At 62.2% G+C, this 16,537-nt stretch carries 16 protein-coding genes; 7 read left to right on the forward strand and 9 right to left on the reverse strand.

What is annotated here, in order from left to right:
• Positions 1-26 precede the first annotated feature (26 nt).
• From HH213_RS02555 to HH213_RS02580, 6 genes are all read right to left on the reverse strand, one after another.
• On the reverse strand, positions 27-305 hold the full coding sequence (locus HH213_RS02555) for an FAD assembly factor SdhE (protein ID WP_110849103.1): 279 nt from the start codon (positions 303-305) through the stop codon (positions 27-29).
• 62 nt (positions 306-367) lie between these two features.
• Entirely contained in the window at positions 368-1,078 is a 711-nt protein-coding gene (locus HH213_RS02560; protein WP_110849104.1) for a succinate dehydrogenase iron-sulfur subunit, read from the reverse strand.
• A gap of 10 nt (positions 1,079-1,088) precedes the next feature.
• Positions 1,089-2,867 carry a succinate dehydrogenase flavoprotein subunit gene (gene sdhA / locus HH213_RS02565; protein ID WP_110849105.1) on the reverse strand — a complete coding sequence of 593 codons (1,779 nt, stop codon included), beginning with the start codon at positions 2,865-2,867 and terminating at the stop codon, positions 1,089-1,091.
• A gap of 2 nt (positions 2,868-2,869) precedes the next feature.
• Positions 2,870-3,241: a succinate dehydrogenase, hydrophobic membrane anchor protein gene (sdhD, locus tag HH213_RS02570; protein WP_110849106.1), complete on the reverse strand. Its 372-nt coding sequence runs from the start codon at positions 3,239-3,241 to the stop codon at positions 2,870-2,872.
• Positions 3,242-3,243: 2 nt separating this feature from the next.
• A complete protein-coding gene (gene sdhC / locus HH213_RS02575; protein ID WP_110849107.1) occupies positions 3,244-3,666 on the reverse strand; it encodes a succinate dehydrogenase, cytochrome b556 subunit in 423 nt (140 codons plus the stop codon).
• Between the two features lie 210 nt (positions 3,667-3,876).
• Positions 3,877-4,674, reverse strand: coding sequence for a GntR family transcriptional regulator (locus tag HH213_RS02580; RefSeq protein WP_169110576.1), 798 nt, complete (start codon positions 4,672-4,674; stop codon positions 3,877-3,879).
• A gap of 257 nt (positions 4,675-4,931) precedes the next feature.
• On the opposite strand from HH213_RS02580, the gene HH213_RS02585 reads away from it, so the two are divergent.
• The 5 genes from HH213_RS02585 to HH213_RS02605 all read left to right on the forward strand — a co-directional run bounded on the left by HH213_RS02585 (position 4,932) and on the right by HH213_RS02605 (position 11,618).
• Entirely contained in the window at positions 4,932-5,924 is a 993-nt protein-coding gene (locus HH213_RS02585; protein WP_110849109.1) for a malate dehydrogenase, read from the forward strand.
• 101 nt (positions 5,925-6,025) lie between these two features.
• On the forward strand, positions 6,026-7,030 hold the full coding sequence (locus HH213_RS02590) for an HpcH/HpaI aldolase/citrate lyase family protein (protein ID WP_110849203.1): 1,005 nt from the start codon (positions 6,026-6,028) through the stop codon (positions 7,028-7,030).
• Positions 7,030-7,551, forward strand: a complete 522-nt coding sequence (locus tag HH213_RS02595; protein ID WP_169110577.1) for a hypothetical protein — start codon at positions 7,030-7,032, stop codon at positions 7,549-7,551. The genes HH213_RS02590 and HH213_RS02595 overlap by 1 nt, the downstream gene beginning before the upstream one ends.
• 64 nt (positions 7,552-7,615) lie before the next feature.
• Positions 7,616-10,324 carry an aconitate hydratase AcnA gene (gene acnA / locus HH213_RS02600; protein WP_110849111.1) on the forward strand — a complete coding sequence of 903 codons (2,709 nt, stop codon included), beginning with the start codon at positions 7,616-7,618 and terminating at the stop codon, positions 10,322-10,324.
• A gap of 142 nt (positions 10,325-10,466) precedes the next feature.
• Positions 10,467-11,618, forward strand: a complete 1,152-nt coding sequence (locus tag HH213_RS02605) for an acyltransferase family protein (protein WP_217363487.1) — start codon at positions 10,467-10,469, stop codon at positions 11,616-11,618.
• Between the two features lie 15 nt (positions 11,619-11,633).
• On the opposite strand, the gene HH213_RS02610 is transcribed toward HH213_RS02605, so the two are convergent.
• The gene (locus HH213_RS02610; protein ID WP_169110578.1) at positions 11,634-13,415 is read right to left on the reverse strand and encodes a M61 family metallopeptidase; all 1,782 of its coding nucleotides are present in this window, start codon (positions 13,413-13,415) and stop codon (positions 11,634-11,636) included.
• 76 nt (positions 13,416-13,491) lie between these two features.
• On the opposite strand from HH213_RS02610, the gene HH213_RS02615 reads away from it, so the two are divergent.
• Together HH213_RS02615 and HH213_RS02620 are read left to right on the forward strand one after the other, a co-directional pair.
• On the forward strand, positions 13,492-14,388 hold the full coding sequence (locus HH213_RS02615; RefSeq protein WP_229263259.1) for a LysR family transcriptional regulator: 897 nt from the start codon (positions 13,492-13,494) through the stop codon (positions 14,386-14,388).
• A 77-nt stretch (positions 14,389-14,465) separates the two neighbouring features.
• Positions 14,466-15,728, forward strand: coding sequence for a DUF2863 family protein (locus tag HH213_RS02620; protein ID WP_169110579.1), 1,263 nt, complete (start codon positions 14,466-14,468; stop codon positions 15,726-15,728).
• A 30-nt stretch (positions 15,729-15,758) separates the two neighbouring features.
• Here the strand turns inward: HH213_RS02620 and HH213_RS02625 are convergent, their stop codons facing one another.
• Positions 15,759-16,043, reverse strand: coding sequence for a hypothetical protein (locus HH213_RS02625; RefSeq protein ID WP_169110580.1), 285 nt, complete (start codon positions 16,041-16,043; stop codon positions 15,759-15,761).
• Between the two features lie 28 nt (positions 16,044-16,071).
• The gene (locus tag HH213_RS02630; protein ID WP_169110581.1) at positions 16,072-16,536 is read right to left on the reverse strand and encodes a CYTH domain-containing protein; all 465 of its coding nucleotides are present in this window, start codon (positions 16,534-16,536) and stop codon (positions 16,072-16,074) included.
• Position 16,537 lies beyond the last annotated feature (1 nt).

Here is a 16,537-nt window from a genome sequence, read left to right on the forward strand (position 1 = left end):
GCATGTAAAAGAAACTGGGTGTGTTACTACGCCAGGCGCAGTCGCTGCAACAACGCGTGAACGTGCGGCAGGTCGGTGTCGCCTTCCGGCTCTTTACGGGCCAGTACCAGATCCATCAGGGCATTGTCCGACAAGTCGAGGAGCCGCGTGAATGCGTCCACTTCGTCGTCGGTCAATTCGGTTTCATGCGCATCGAGAAAACGGGTGAGGATGATGTCGTTTTCCAGCAGACCCCGGCGTGAGCGCCAGCGCAGGCGGGCGCGGTTGGCTGGGTCGGACTGATGCGCAGAATGATTCGTTTCCATAGGTTTGCTACTTTACACAAAATTGGGCGGCGCCGCAGACACTGCCACGCCGCCCGTGTGCGTTAGATCGCGCGGCGTACCATCAGCTCTTTGATCTTGCCGATGGCCTTGTTCGGGTTCAGACCCTTAGGGCAGACATCGACGCAGTTCATGATCGAGTGGCAGCGGAACAGGCGGTACGGATCTTCCAGGTTGTCCAGACGCGGGCCGGTGGCTTCGTCGCGCGAGTCGGCGATGAAGCGGTAGGCTTGCAGCAGGCCGGCAGGACCGACGAACTTGTCCGGATTCCACCAGAACGACGGGCACGAGGTCGAGCAGCACGCGCACAGGATGCACTCGTACAGGCCGTCGAGTTCTTCGCGTTGTTCCGGCGTCTGCAGACGTTCTTTTTCAGGGCGGATCGAATCGTTGATCAGGTACGGCTTGATCGAATCGTACTGCTTGAAGAACTGGGTCATGTCGACGATCAGGTCGCGGATCACCGGCAGGCCTGGCAGCGGGCGCAGCACGATCGGCTCGCTCAGCTCGTTCAGGTTGGTGGTGCAGGCCAGGCCGTTCTTGCCATTGATGTTCATCGCGTCCGAACCGCACACGCCTTCGCGGCACGAGCGGCGCAGGGCCAGTGAGTCATCGACGTCGGACTTGATGCGTTGCAGCGCGTCCAGCAGCATCTTGTCGGTGTCTTTCAGCTCGACGGTGACGTCCTGCATATACGGCTTGGCGTCACGGTCCGGATCGTAACGGTAAATTTTCAGTTTCAGAGTGCGTGCCATGGTTATAGCCTTAGAAAGTACGTGGTTTCGGTTTGAAGGTATCGACCGTCAGCGGCTTGGTCACGACGGCTTTGTAATCCAGTCGGTTGCCTTCCGAGTACCACAGAGTGTGCTTCATCCAGTTGTCGTCGTCGCGGTGCGGGTGGTCGTCCTGGGCGTGGGCGCCGCGCGATTCTTTGCGGGCGGCGGCCGAGACCATGGTGGCTTTCGCGGTTTCGATCAGATTGTCCAGTTCCAGCGCTTCCACGCGGGCGGTGTTGAACACTTTCGACTTGTCCTTGAACGACACGTGCTTGCGGCGCTCGTCCAGCTTCAGGATCTCTTCCACGCCTTTGTTCAGCATCTCGTCGGTACGGAACACGCCGCAATATTTCTGCATGGTGGCGCGGATGTCGTTGGCGACGCCCTGCACTTTTTCGGTGCCGGTCGAGGTTTCCAGCGCGTTCAGACGGTTCAGCGCGAAGTCGGCGGCGTCTTTCGGCAGCGGTTTGTTTTCCTTCTGCTTCAGGTTCGATGCCACCACGTGGTTACCGGCGGCGCGGCCGAACACCAGCAGGTCCAGCAGCGAGTTGGTGCCCAGGCGGTTGGCGCCGTGCACCGAGACGCAGGCGCATTCGCCGATGGCGTACAGGCCGTTGACCACTTTCTGCGTGCCGTCGCCGTTTGGCGTGACGACTTGACCGTGGATGTTGGTCGGGATGCCGCCCATCTGGTAGTGGATGGTTGGCACGACCGGGATTGGCTCCTTGGTCGCATCGACGTTGGCGAACTTGTGGCCGATTTCCAGAATCGACGGCAGACGCTTCTCGATGGTTTCCTTGCCGATGTGGCGCAGGTCCAGCAGCACGTGATCCTTGTTCGGACCGACGCCGCGGCCTTCCTTGATCTCCTGGTCCATCGAACGGGACACGAAGTCGCGCGGCGCCAGGTCTTTCAGCGTCGGCGCATAGCGCTCCATGAAGCGTTCGCCTTCCGAGTTGATCAGGATACCGCCCTCACCGCGTACACCCTCGGTGATCAGCACGCCCGCGCCGGCCACGCCGGTCGGGTGGAACTGCCAGAATTCCATGTCTTGCAGCGGCAGGCCGGCGCGTGCCGCCATGCCCATGCCGTCGCCGGTGTTGATGAAGGCATTGGTCGAGGCAGCGAAGATACGGCCAGCGCCGCCGGTGGCGAAGATGGTGGTCTTGGCTTCCAGGATCATGGTTTCGCCGGTTTCCATTTCCAGCGCGACCACGCCGACCACGTCGCCTTCGGCGTCGCGGATCAGGTCCAGCGCCATCCACTCCACGAAGAAGTGGGTGCGCGCCTTGACGTTACGCTGATACAGCGTGTGCAGCAGTGCGTGACCGGTACGGTCGGCGGCGGCGCAAGCACGTTGCACGGCTTTTTCGCCGAAGTTGGCGGTGTGGCCGCCGAACGGACGCTGATAGATGGTGCCGTCCGGATTGCGGTCGAACGGCATGCCGAAGTGTTCCAGTTCGTACACGACCTTCGGTGCTTCGCGGCACATGAATTCGATCGCATCCTGGTCGCCCAGGTAGTCGCCACCCTTGACGGTGTCGAACATATGCCAGAACCAGTTGTCTTCGGCCATATTGCCCAGCGAAGCGCCGATGCCGCCCTGCGCCGCCACGGTGTGCGAGCGGGTTGGGAACACTTTCGACAGCACGGCGACGTTCAGGCCGGCTTCGGCCAGTTGCAGCGATGCGCGCATGCCGGAGCCGCCGGCGCCGACGATGACCGCGTCAAAGCGGCGGGTAGGAATTCCAGTTTTAATAGCTGCCACGATTACACACTCCAGATAATTTGAATCGACCAGACGGCACAGCCGATCAGCCAGGCCATGGTGGCGATTTGCAAGACCAGACGCAGGCCAAGGGCGCGTACATAGTCCATCCAGACGTCACGCATGCCAACCCAGGCGTGGTAGAACAGGCCGATCAGGGTCACGGCCGTGATCAGTTTGAACCACTGCTGGGCGAACAGGCCGGCCCAGCCTTCATAGGTGAAGTTCTGGCCCGTCAGGAAAGAGATCAGCAGGATGGCGGTGTACAACACCATCAGCACGGCGGTGACGCGTTGCGCCAGCCAGTCGCGCATGCCGTAATGGGCGCCAACGACGCGGCGCTTAGGACCGATACCGTTATCGTTAATCGACATAATTAGAACACTCCAAACAGTTTCAGGGCGACCAGCGCGGTCAGGACCAGGCTGATGACCAGCACGGTGGCGGACGATTTACGCGCCGAATCTTTGTCCAGGCCGACGTGCATATCCATCACCAGGTGGCGCACGCCGGCGCACAGGTGGTGCAGGAAGCCCCAGCTCAGGGCCAGGATGATCAGCTTGACCAGCGGGTAGGTCACGAAACCTTCGTAGTACGCGAAAGAGATCTCGGAGCGCAGCGAATTCTGCAAGAGATACAGCACGAACGGCAGCAGCACGAACATCAATACGCCGCTGATGCGGTGCAGGATGGACACGATGGCAGCCAGTGGCATGCGGTAATTGGACAGCTCGGTAACATGGATGTTACGGAACTCCGGCCGTTCTTTTTTAGGGGCTTCCCTTACGGCTTCTGACATAACAAGACCTCCTCAGGCTTATACAAAAATTTGGTGAGACTGCGATTTTCGCCGATTTCCACTCTTACAACCAATATCTATTGTTACATAGAATAAAAATAGTGGTCAGCGACACCAGCCGGCGGCTACTTTCCGTAGCTCAACGTATTATCAGCGCAACAATGCTACCGGCGTATGACTGCGCGCCATGTCTCCTTCAGTTCAACTCACTCAGTTCAGCTCATTATGATAATGGTGGCGTTCGGTCGAATACAGGCCGCGGCGCAACTCCACCGGCTTGTCGCCATAGGTATAGGACACCCGCTCCGATGCCAGCAGCGGCGTGTTGGCGGCAATCTTCAGCAGCACGGCGTCGCCTTCGGCGGCGCACACGGCGCGGATTTTTTCAGTGGCGCGGATCATCCGCGTACCGAATTCGGATTCAAACAGGCCATACATCGGACCTTTATACTCTTCCAGACGCTCCGCCGTCAGCCCCTTAAAAGTAATACCCGGCAGCCAGATTTCCTCGACGATGGTCGGCACGCTGTCGAAGTGCTGGACCCGCTTGATGAAGATCACGGCGTCGCCCGACTTCAGGTCCAGCAGGCGCGCCACATCGGCCGGCGCGCGCATGCGCTTGACTTCGATGAACTGGCTGACGCCCGGGTGTGGCACGCCCTCGTCCGGCATCAGCCGCAGGAAGCGAAACTGCGCCCGCTCCTCATGATGGGTGGAGACGAAGGTGCCCTTGCCCTGCTTGCGCATCACCAGATTCTCGGCGGCCAGCTCGTCGATCGCCTTGCGCACAGTGCCCTGGCTGACCTTGAATCGGTTGGCCAGTTCCACTTCGCTAGGGATCAGTTCGCCCGGCTTCCATTCGCCGGACTGCAGGCTCTTGGTGATCAGGGCCTTGATTTGCTGGTACAGCGGGGAGAACGTCGGTGACGCATTGGACGATGCCGTTGCCGCACCGCCGACACTGCTGGCGGCGGGATTGTTATTCGAATTTGGCGGCACGGAACTCATAGGCCAAGATTTCACCACAAATACACAGTGCCGTCCAGAAAAAACGGCAATAAGTTATCTGTCTTATATAAGACATAAGATAGGATTGACAGATAGTTGCGACGAGCCTACACTCGCCGCCGACGCTTATGGGATACAGATGATTATAAGCGCCGAATTTTGCAGTATGATTACGTTTTCCCGGACCGGGCGACGGTCCAGCGCTAAGTCCTTAGCACCTGTTACGCACTTGTTACTTCACACTTTGGAGATTCATCATGGCTAAAACCCCATTGCGCGTTGCTGTTACCGGCGCCGCCGGCCAAATCGGCTACGCTCTGCTGTTCCGCATCGCCAACGGCGACATGCTCGGCAAGGACCAGCCGGTCATCCTGCAACTGCTGGAAATCCCTGACGAAAAAGCACAGAAGGCGCTGAAAGGCGTCATGATGGAAATCGATGACTGCGCATTCCCGCTGCTGACCGAAATGACCGCCCACGGCGATCCGCTGACCGCTTTCAAGGATGTTGACTACGCCGTGCTGGTTGGCGCCCGTCCACGCGGCCCAGGCATGGAACGCAAAGACCTGCTGGAAGCCAACGCCCAGATCTTCACCGCGCAAGGCAAGGCGCTGGATCAAGTTGCTTCGCGCAACGTCAAAGTCCTGGTGGTCGGCAACCCGGCCAACACCAACGCCTACATCGCCATGAAATCGGCGCCATCGCTGCCGGCCAAAAACTTCACCGCCATGCTGCGCCTGGACCACAACCGCGCGCTGTCGCAAGTGGCTGCCAAGACCGGCACCGCCGTCAAAGACATCGAGAAACTGACCGTGTGGGGCAACCACTCGCCAACCATGTACGCTGACTACCGCTTCGCGACCGTCAACGGCAAGGCTGTCAAAGACCTGATCAACGACCAGGAATGGAACGCCAACACCTTCCTGCCAACCGTCGGCAAGCGCGGCGCCGCCATCATCGAAGCGCGTGGCCTGTCGTCGGCTGCCTCGGCCGCTAACGCCGCCATCGATCACATCCATGACTGGCACGTCGGCACCAACGGCAAATGGACCACCATGGGCATTCCATCGGATGGTTCGTACGGCATCCCGGAAGGCATCGTGTTCGGCTTCCCGGTCACCACCGAAAACGGCGAATACAAAATCGTTCAAGGCCTGGAAATCGATGCATTCTCGCAAGAGCGCATCAACCTGACCCTGAAAGAACTGACCGAAGAGCGTGAAGGCGTCAAGCACCTGCTGCCGGCCTAAGTTTCACCCCTTACGTGGAACCGGTTAAACCGCCGATCCGCCGCACCCGCCGCGCTGCCGAGAGCAGCGCGGCGGTCATTTCGCCAGCCGACCCAGCACGCATGCATCCATCCGAGGTTTTATTCCAGGGTAATCTTCAGCCGGCCATCCTCCCGGCCTGCGACCACTACGCCGGCTCCGAGAAGCTGATGCGCAAATCGATCGCCCTGCAACAAGAACTTGGTCCCCTGTTCGACATCACCCTCGATTGCGAGGACGGCGCCAGCGCCGGCAACGAGTTGGCCCACGCCCGCCTGGTGGCCGAGCTGCTGCAATCAGACGACAACAAATTCAATCGCATCGGCGCCCGCGTGCACGATGTCCACAGCCCTTACTTTGCGCAGGATGTCGAAATCATCTGCACCGCCGCGCAGCGCCTGGCCTACCTCGCCCTGCCGAAAGTGCAGAGCGTCGATGAAGTGGCGCGCGCCATCAAGCTGATTAACACCCACGCCACCAAGGCCGGCCGCAAGGACTTGCCGGTGCACGTGCTGATCGAGACCCACGGCGCGCTGCACGACGTCTACGCCATCGCCGCCCTGCCGCAGGTGCAGTGCCTGTCGTTCGGCATCATGGATTTCGTGTCGGCCCACTACGGCGCGATTCCCGGCAGCGCGATGCGCACGCCGGGCCAGTTCACCCATCCGCTGGTGACCCGCGCCAAGCTGGAAATCGCCGCCGCCTGCCACGCGCACGGCAAGGTGCCGTCGCATAACGTCACCACCGACATCAAGGACACCGCGGTGGCCGCCAACGATGCCCAGCGCGCCGCCGCCGAATTCGGCTACACGCGCATGTGGAGCATCCACCCGAACCAGATCAAGCCGATCGTCAAGACGTTTACGCCCCGTTTGTCCGAGGTCAGCGAGGCCGCCGCCATCCTGCACGAAGCCGCCGCCGCGCACTGGGGCCCGATTGCCCAGCATGGACGCTTGCATGACCGCGCCAGCTACCGATATTATTGGACCGTTTTACAGCGTGCCAGGCAGGCCGGCCTCAGTTTGCCGGAATCCGTGGCCGCGCTGTTCAACGGCACACCCACCGATCTCCCACAGGAAGCACACTGATGTCCATTTCCAAATTATTCATGGCTTGCAGCCTCGCGCTGGCCTCGTTGACCCTGGCCGCCGGCGCCCACGCCGACGACGCGCCGGCCAAGAAAACCGTCAAGAAGGCGGCCGCCAAGTCCACCAAGAAGGCCGCCGCCAAGCCCGTCGTTGCCGCTGAACCGAAAGCGCCGAACGAGGAAGAAGACGAGCCGGTCATCACCGATACCGCCTCCACCGACTTCGACTGCGAACTGGGCAACAAAATCACCATCTACCAGAACGCCACCGACGACAGCCACATCGCGCTGCGCTGGAAAAAGCGCCTGCACCGCCTGACCCGCGTCGGCACCACCACCGGCGCCAACCGCTTCGAAAACAAGATGTATGGCCTGATCTGGATCGGCATTCCGGCCAAGGGCATGCTGCTCGATTCCAAGCAAAACCGCCAGCTGGCCAACGAATGCCGCGACGCCGAACAGCGCAAGCCGGTGTCGACTGCAGCGGGCGAGCCGACCAGCGCCAAGATCTCGATTCAATAAATACCAGCACCACGTTTCACTTCAATAATAGTAATAGACGCTACCCCATCACTAAGGAGAGGTCATGTCCCGCAACACTCTGAACACGCTGAAGGAATTCACTATTTCGGGCAAGAAGGCGAAGTTCTACTCGCTGCCAGCCCTGGAAAAGAGCCTGGGCGCTAAAATCTCCCGCCTGCCGGTTTCGATCCGCGTGGTGCTGGAGTCCGTCCTGCGTAACGTCGACGGCAAGAAAGTCACCGAAGAACACGTGCGCCAGGTCGCCAACTGGGCCGCCACCGGCGAGCGCACCGATGAAATTCCGTTCGTGGTCGCGCGCGTGGTGCTGCAGGACTTCACCGGCGTGCCGCTGCTGGCCGATTTGGCCGCGATGCGCAACGTCGCCTACAAGATGGGCGTCAACGCCAAGAAAATCGAACCGCTGGTACCGGTTGACCTGGTGGTCGACCACTCGGTCACCATCGACCACTTCCGCGAGCCGCAGGCGCTGGATCTGAACATGAAGCTGGAATTCTCGCGCAACAACGAGCGCTACCAGTTCATGAAATGGGGCATGCAGGCCTTCGACACCTTCGGCGTGGTGCCACCGGGCTTCGGCATCGTCCACCAGGTCAACCTGGAATACCTGGCGCGCGGCGTCCACAAGGACAACGAAGGCGTGTACTACCCTGACTCGCTGGTCGGCACCGACTCGCACACCACCATGATCAACGGCATCGGCGTCGTCGGCTGGGGCGTGGGCGGCATCGAGGCGGAAGCCGGCATGCTGGGCCAGCCAGTCTACTTCCTGACCCCGGACGTGATCGGCGTCAACCTGACCGGCGTGCTGCGCGAAGGCTGCACCGCGACCGACCTGGTGCTGACCATCACCGAACTGCTGCGCAAGGAAAAAGTGGTCGGCAAGTTCGTCGAGTTCTTCGGCGAAGGCACCGAGACGCTGTCGGTGACCGACCGCGCCACCATCGGCAACATGGCGCCGGAATACGGCGCCACCATGGGCTTCTTCCCGGTCGACGACGCCACCATCGAATACTTCGAAGGCACCGGCCGCACCAAGGCTGAAATCGACGCCTTCCAGGCTTACTTCAAGGCCCAGGGCATGTACGGCATTCCAAAAGCCGGCGACATCGACTACACCCGCGTGGTGCACCTGAACCTGTCGAGCGTGACCCCATCGCTGGCCGGTCCGAAGCGTCCACAGGACCGTATCGAAATCGGCAACGTCAAGAGCAACTTCACCGAACTGTTCTCGAAACCGACCTCGGAAAACGGCTTCAACAAAAAGCCGGAAGACCTGAACCACAACTACACCACCAGCGACGGCCTGAACGTGAAAAACGGCGACGTGCTGATCGCCGCCATCACCTCGTGCACCAACACCTCGAATCCGAGCGTGATGCTGGCCGCCGGCCTGCTGGCCAAGAAAGCCGTGGAAGCCGGCCTGACCGTAGCGCCGCACATCAAATCGTCGCTGGCCCCTGGCTCGCGCGTGGTGACCGAGTACCTGACCGCCGCCGGCCTGCTGCCGTACCTGGAGCAACTGGGCTTTGGCGTCACCGCCTACGGCTGCACCACCTGCATCGGTAACGCCGGCGACCTGACGCCCGAGCTGAACGCCGCCATCACCAGCAACGACATCGTCGCTTCGGCCGTCCTGTCCGGTAACCGCAACTTTGAAGCGCGGATCCATCCGAACATCCGCTCCAACTTCCTGGCCTCGCCACCGCTGGTGGTCGCTTACGCCATCGCCGGCAACATGACGGTCGACCTGATGACCCAGCCGGTCGGCAAGGGCAAGGACGGCAAGGACGTGTACCTGGGCGACATCTGGCCGACCTCGAAAGAGATCGACAAGCTGATGAAGTTCGCGATGAACTCGAAAGTGTTCAAGACCAACTACGCCGACGTCAAGGGCAACCCGGGCAAGCTGTGGGAACACGTATCGTCGACCGAAGGCCAGGTCTACAACTGGCCAGCTTCGACCTACATCGCCGAGCCGCCATTCTTCGATGGCTTCGAGATGACGCCGAAACTGACCAACCCGAACATCAGCGGCGCGCGCGCACTGGGCGTGTTTGGCGATTCGATCACCACCGACCACATCTCTCCTGCCGGCTCGATCAAGGAAGACGGCCCGGCCGGTAAGTGGCTGAAGGACAACGGCGTGCTGAAAGCGGACTTCAACTCCTACGGCTCGCGCCGCGGCAACCACGAGATCATGATGCGCGGCACCTTCGCCAACGTGCGCATCAAGAACAAGATGATTCCGCCGAAAGCCGACGGTTCCGCAGTCGAAGGCGGCATCACGATTCACCAGCCATCGGGCGAACAGCTGTCGATCTACGACGCCGCCATGAAATACGTGGCAGCCGGCACCCCGACCATGGTGTTCGGTGGCGAAGAGTACGGTACCGGCTCGTCGCGCGACTGGGCTGCCAAAGGCACCCAGCTGCTGGGCGTGAAGGCGGTGATCGTGCGTTCGTTCGAGCGTATCCACCGCTCCAACCTAGTGGGCATGGGCGTGCTGCCGCTGCAATTCATCGGCACCGACTCGGTCGAATCGCTGGGCATCACCGGCAAGGAAACCTACGACCTGAAAGGCCTGGACGGCGACATCAAGCCGCAACAACTGGCCACGCTGGTGATCCACCGTGCCGACGGCACCAGCCAGGACGTAACCGTGCTGCTGCGCATCGACACCCCGATCGAAGTCGACTACTACAAACACGGCGGTATCCTGCCATTCGTACTGCGTCAACTGCTGGCCGCTTAATTCTTTAAGCGCTCACTAAAACGCCCCGTGGCTGCGAAGCCCCGGGGCGTTTTTTATTGGGTCGCCGCTGCGCAATCGCTTGACATGGAAACGTTTCCATACCATGATGTTAAAAACAATTCCCAAGCACAAAGGAGACCCGGTGGACAGCAATCCGACGGCGACAGGCTTCGCCGATACCAAGCGTCATTACGCCATCCTTGACGGCCTGCGCGGTGTGGCCGCCTTGCTGGTGGTGGCGTTCCACCTGTTCGAGGCTCATGCCGCCAGCCGCTTTGAACAGATCATCAACCACGGTTACCTGGCCGTCGACTTTTTCTTCGTGCTGTCCGGCTTTGTCATCGGCTACGCTTACGATGACCGCTGGCGCAGCATGTCCACCACGGAGTTCTTTCAGCGCCGGCTGATCCGGCTACACCCGATGATCGTGATTGCCATGCTGATCGGCGCCGGCATGTTCTACTTCCAGACCAGCCCAATATTTCCAAAAATCCAGGACACCCCGCCCTGGCTGATGCTGGTGGTGATGGTGATCGGCATGACACTGCTGCCGGTGGGCGCGGCGCTGGATATTCGTGGCTGGGGCGAAATGCATCCGCTCAATGGTCCGGGATGGTCGCTGTTTTACGAGTATGTCGCCAACATCCTGTACGCGCTATTTGTCCGCAAATTTTCCAAACTGGTGCTGGGTGTCTGCGTGTTCATCGCCGGCGCGGTGCTGCTGCACTATTGCGTGACCGGTCCCAACGGCGACGTGATCGGCGGCTGGTCATTGGAACCGGCGCAATTGCGCATCGGCCTCACGCGGCTGCTGTATCCGTTCTTTGCCGGTTTGCTGCTGTCACGCCTGGTTACGCCGGGACGCTACCAGCACGCCTTCCTGCTGTGCAGCGCCATCATTATTGTCGCGCTGGCGATGCCACGCATCGGCGGCCCGTCCGACCTGTGGCAGAACGGCCTGTATGACGCCCTGTGCATCACGCTAATTTTCCCGTTGGTGGTCTACCTCGGCGCCAGCGGCGATGTGCGCACGGCCTTGGGAACCAAAGTCTGCGGCTTTCTAGGCGCGATCTCCTATCCGCTGTACATCATTCACTACCCCTTCGTCTACACCTACACCGCGTGGGTGGCGAAAGGCAAAGTGCCATTGATGCAGGCGCTACCGATAACCATCGCCACCTTTTCGCTGTGCGTGCTGGTGGCCTACCTGTGCCTGCGGTTCTACGATATCCCGGTCCGCACTTGGCTCACCCAGCGCCTGCGGCAGCAAGGCCGGCAACAGGCGCTGGCCTAACCCTGGCCCTGGGTGTTAGCGGGTGCGCGGTGCGAGAATCTCGCGCAGCACATCCGGCCTGCCGGCAACGCGCTCCAGCGCCGGGAAGCGTTCGCCGTCGTGGTAGTCCAGCGCCAGCGTCTCCGCTGCGCCGGCCACCTTGAGGGTGATGGCGGCCGGCGTCTGCTGCGCGTCGCGGATCGCCTGGCGCAGCGCGGCCGTGGTGTAGGCATTGCCATTCACCAGGTCAATCTTCATGCCGGGTGCCAGCCCGGCGCGCCACGCCGCCCCGTCCTGCAGCACATCGCTGACGACGCCGCCCTGCCCGACCTCCATACCGACCGAATACAGCAGCCCTGAGCCATTGCGCGCCGAACTTGCGCGGTACGCCAGCTGATAGCCGCCGCCGGTGACGCCGTCCAGCGGCGCGTCCGGCCCCAGCGCATGCAGCCGCTTTTGCAGGAAGCCGCGCCAGTCATGCGGCACCACCGCGTTCAGCGCCACTATCAGGTCCTCGAAGCCATATGGCAGCGTGGTTGGCGGCGTATCGCCGCCAGCGCCGAGGAACAGCGCGACAAAGTCGTCCAGCGACTTGCGACCGTCGCTCAGCCGACGGATGGTGACGTCCACGTCCAGCCACACCAGCGCGCCCTCGCCGTAAAAGTCAAAGCCATCGCGACGCAGGCCACCGTAGCCGCCACCCTCCCGCTGCCATAGCGTCATGGCCATGCTGGCGGTATCTTGCAGATCGCGCCAGGCGCGGCCCGGCCGGTGGCTGTAGCGCGCCGCCGTGTCGGCCAGCGAGGCCAGATACTGCGCCGGCGTCCAGATGCCGGCGCGTGCGGTCAGCACACCGCCAAGATAATCGGCCAGTCCCTCAACCACCCACAGGCCGCTGCTGTCCACGGTTTGCTGGAAGTTGGGCGCAATCAGGCCTGCCGGCCGGCGATACTTGCCGTTCCAGCTGTGGACGAAATCATGCGGCAGGAAATTGCCATACAGCGCGCGCATGTCGGCATCCACCATGAATTTCGCCGGCCGCCGGTTGTCCAGCGATTCATGATGATCGACCGCCAGCCCGCTGACCTGATCCGACAAGGTCATCAGGAAACGGAAGTCGCCGTAATGCCGGCTGCGGAACAGATAGCCGGATTGCCGCACCAGTTCGCGCAACTGGCCGATCTGCGCATCGCTGACCGCCAGGTCTTGCGGACTGTCGGCCACCATGTCCAGGTAACGGTGTGGCGCGACCTCGACTTCGCGGAAATTGCGTCCGGCGATCAGCGGCGAATCGACCAGCCGCTCCAGCGAGACCGCCTCGAACGCGCCGTCGCGCTGCGGCAGCGAGGTCGCATAGCGCCAGTCCGGCGGCAGCGTCACGCTCGGTTGGACCATGATGGCGCTGGCCTGCGTCTGTGGGCCGCCATACGGATACAGCAGCATGCTGTTCCAGCTCAGCGCCGCCAGGTCGCGGCTGGCCACGCCGCCACGGACGCTGCCGCTGTCGGTGGTGATGAAATCGGACTGGATACGAAGCGCACTCACGCCCTGCGGTACGTTCAGGTGATAGAGATAGGCGTCATAGGGGTCGCGCGTCCACGGGATCGCCTGCTGCACGGCGCCGTCGCTGCGGATGACGATGCCGACGTGATTTTCCACCGGCGCCGGCGCATGCTCGGCGGGCAGCCACTGCGGATACGCCAGCGTCAATGGCCCCGGCGTCACAGGAATCACCTCGACGGCGTGATACAGCTTGCGCGGCGCGTCGCGCAGATCCACCGTCATGGTGATGGCGGCCAGACAGACAGAGGCGATCATGCAGACCTGCTTTCAAGAAAATGGAGAAGCGGCCAGCTTATGGCCGCGAGGCAGCGGCGCATAGCGAATAGGTATAATGGACGCCATTAACAACCCTAATACCATCATGCCCAGGAATCTCGACGTCGGCCTGTTGCGCACCCTGATCGCGGTGGCCGACTGCGGCAGCATGAGCACCGCCGCCAGCCGGCTGCACATGACGCAGGGCGCCATCAGCCAGCGCATCAAGCGGCTTGAAACGTCCACCGGCTTGGTCCTGATGGAACGCGACCAGCTGGGTGCGCGCCTGACGCCCGCCGGCGAACGCCTGCTGGCCAGCGCACGCCAAATGGTCGACCTCAACGACGCTATTCTCGCCACGCTGACGCCGGCACTGTCGGGTCGCGTGCGGCTGGGCGTGCCGCATGACCTGATCGGCACGCACCTGCCGCCGATGCTGCACCAGTTCGCGCAGCACCATCCCGATATCGACGTGGCGCTGATGGCTGGCTCCTCGCACGAACTGCGGCGGGCCTGGGAAAGCCACAAGGTGGATCTGGCGCTGGTCGAGGAACCGGCCGGGGCCGACGTTGGCCCAGGCGAATTGCTGTCGCTGGAGCAGCCGGTGTGGGTCGGCGCCGCCGGCGGCAGGGCATGGAGCCGGCGGCCGCTGCCGGTGTGCCTGGTGTCGGACACCTGCGTATTCCGCCAGCCGGTCGATGCTGCGCTGCGTCAGGCCGGCATCGCCGCGCGCACCGTCATCGACTACGCCAGCATGGAGGCCACCACCGCCACCGTGCAGGCGGATCTGGCCGTCAGCGCCTGGCTGGCCTCCACCGTGCCGGCCACGCTGGACATCCTCGGCCACGACAGCGGCCTGCCGCCGCTGCCGCCGTACGCCATCACACTGCTGGCCGGCGACGCCCCCGCCACGCAGGCGATGGCCGCCTGCCTGCGTCAGATGTATGCCCGGCGCACGAATCAACTACAATAGGGATCATAAGGGTTATGATCTGCATGACTGATCCGTTTTTTTATTCGCTTTTTCTTACCTGAGACTCTTATTGCGCTATGCGTCGTCCATCTAAAGCTTCATCCCACAAGTTATCCTCCGAGAGCCAACGCCTCGCCACCTATGCCCAGGCAGTCGGGCAGGCGGCCAGTCGCATCGAAGAGCGGGCCTGGGAGCACTCACTCGATGCGCAGCTCCAGAAGCTCCTCAAAACCGGTCACCAGGACACCGTCGACGCCACCCTCAATGCGCTGTTCAAGGAAGATCTGAACGCTTACGACGTGTTGATGGACAGCGTGGAGGCGGCCAGCGAATCGGCCCACATCACCATCGACACCGCCGACGGCGTCAGCAAGGCGTATGATGTGCTGCTGGTGGCCGCGCCGATCCTGGCCTGGACCCGTTTCGCCATCGCCTCCGGCGCGATTCCGGCCGACATTCTGCACACGCTGACAGCGCACTTCTCCGCCCACCTGCTGGCCGACGGCACGCAGCTGGCGGTGTCGCCGACGCTGTTCTCGATCGACCAGCTGCCGCGCAGCCACGTGGAAACCTACGGCAAGATCCACAAGCTGGCGCAAGCCGCCGTCAAAGGCACGACGCTGAAGGCTGACACCAAAGTCCCGGAAACCGCCCCCTTCCTGGCCGACACCCGCTACCTGCTGGTGGCCGTGGTGGCGCCGGCCGGTGGCCCGCTGTTCCGCTGGCAGATGCCGGAACACCAGGCCAGCTTCGCCGTCGAACGCGGCGCCGCGCTGGAGCAATGGCGCGCGCAGGCCACGCCGACCGTCAGCCGCCTGCTGCCGGGTTGTGGCGTTGAGCTGCTGCTGCCGGAAGCCTATTACATGGCCTGCCGCGAGGCCGACAAGCAAATTCGTCCGGTGTCGATCCGCGCCGCCGTGCACTACCTGACGCACACGCTGGGCGTGGAACCGTCCGAACTGCGCGCGGTGATCGCCGGCTTTGGCGAGGAAAGCGCCGAGAACCAGGTGGACGAATACCGCGTGGCCTTCACGCAGCGTTCGTCGAGCGATGTGATCTACGGTGTGGTGTGGCCGCTGTACGGCCAGGAAGATGAGGAAGGCACACCGCCGGAAGGTCCAGGCGCCGTCCCACTGGAACAGAAGCCGATGACGCCGATGGAAGACATCATCTCGCACCTGAACGAGGCCGGTGTTACGCAGATCAAAAAGCATAACGAACGTTATGTGGTCGAGTTCTGCGACGACTGCGGCGCGCCGTTGTTCGCCGACCCGCAGGGCGAACTGGCCCACGCCGAAATGCCCGAAGACGCCCCCAGCGGTACCGAGCACTTCCACTAAAACAGAAGCCCCTGCGAGACAGGGGCTTTTTTATTTCTGCGGCGGCGGCGAGAGGTAAATGACGATTGGCTGACTGGCTTGCGCCGGCTGCGTCGGCGCCGCCTGCACAACAACCGGCGCCGGCGTGGCTGGCGGCTTGATCAACTGAGCCAACGCAGCCGCCAGGCCGCCAAAGCCGATGAACAGACCAATCATGCTGCCGACCATCCACTTGTGTATATCAGCGCGCAACGCCTCCACGTCCGCCTTGGTGGCCAAGGTCGGCAGTATCGTATCGAAGCGCGCCTCCAGCGCAGTTTGGCGTTCAATGTCCATGCATCCAGCTTAGGACAGAACGGCGCGCTTACCAAGTGGAGAACGGCTTCTGAATCAGGTTCGAGTTGAGGTAGCGCAGGTCATCGGTGACTTCCTCGCCGATCCAGTCCGGCTTGTCGAACTGCTGGTCTTCCGACTGCAACTCGATCTCCGCCACCACCAAACCGGCATTCACGCCGAGGAACTCATCCACTTCCCACACATTGCCCGCGAACGTAATGCGGCGGCGGTACTTCTCGATCAACGGCCGCTCGCACAAGCCATCCAGCAGCTCAGCCGCATCGGCGACCGGGATCTCATACTCCCACTCGCCGCGCGTAGCGCCCTTGTTGGCGCTCTTGATCGTGATCACCGCCCGCTCGCCCTCGATGCGCACGCGCACCACCCGCTCCTTGCTGGACGACAGATAGCCCTGGCGAAAAAACACCGGCTCGCCCAGCGCCATCCAGTCATCCCCAGACAGCAGGAACTTGCGTTCGATCTCGACGCCCACG

Origin of the sequence: Duganella dendranthematis, from assembly GCF_012849375.1 — a bacterium.
Classification (GTDB): Bacteria; Pseudomonadota; Gammaproteobacteria; order Burkholderiales; family Burkholderiaceae_D; genus Rugamonas; species Rugamonas dendranthematis.

Bases quoted from the DNA above. Each gene is read 5' to 3' on its own strand.
- HH213_RS02580 (WP_169110576.1), bottom strand. From the start codon at position 4,674: ATGAGTTCCGTGCCGCCAAATTCGAATAACAATCCCGCCGCCAGCAGT.
- HH213_RS02625 (WP_169110580.1), bottom strand. From the start codon at position 16,043: ATGGACATTGAACGCCAAACTGCGCTGGAGGCGCGCTTCGATACGATA.
- sdhC (WP_110849107.1), bottom strand. From the start codon at position 3,666: ATGTCAGAAGCCGTAAGGGAAGCCCCTAAAAAAGAACGGCCGGAGTTC.
- acnA (WP_110849111.1), top strand. From the start codon at position 7,616: ATGTCCCGCAACACTCTGAACACGCTGAAGGAATTCACTATTTCGGGC.
- HH213_RS02615 (WP_229263259.1), top strand. From the start codon at position 13,492: ATGGACGCCATTAACAACCCTAATACCATCATGCCCAGGAATCTCGAC.
- HH213_RS02595 (WP_169110577.1), top strand. From the start codon at position 7,030: ATGTCCATTTCCAAATTATTCATGGCTTGCAGCCTCGCGCTGGCCTCG.
- HH213_RS02610 (WP_169110578.1), bottom strand. From the start codon at position 13,415: ATGATCGCCTCTGTCTGTCTGGCCGCCATCACCATGACGGTGGATCTG.
- HH213_RS02590 (WP_110849203.1), top strand. From the start codon at position 6,026: ATGCATCCATCCGAGGTTTTATTCCAGGGTAATCTTCAGCCGGCCATC.
- HH213_RS02585 (WP_110849109.1), top strand. From the start codon at position 4,932: ATGGCTAAAACCCCATTGCGCGTTGCTGTTACCGGCGCCGCCGGCCAA.
- HH213_RS02560 (WP_110849104.1), bottom strand. From the start codon at position 1,078: ATGGCACGCACTCTGAAACTGAAAATTTACCGTTACGATCCGGACCGT.
- HH213_RS02555 (WP_110849103.1), bottom strand. From the start codon at position 305: ATGGAAACGAATCATTCTGCGCATCAGTCCGACCCAGCCAACCGCGCC.
- sdhD (WP_110849106.1), bottom strand. From the start codon at position 3,241: ATGTCGATTAACGATAACGGTATCGGTCCTAAGCGCCGCGTCGTTGGC.
- HH213_RS02620 (WP_169110579.1), top strand. From the start codon at position 14,466: ATGCGTCGTCCATCTAAAGCTTCATCCCACAAGTTATCCTCCGAGAGC.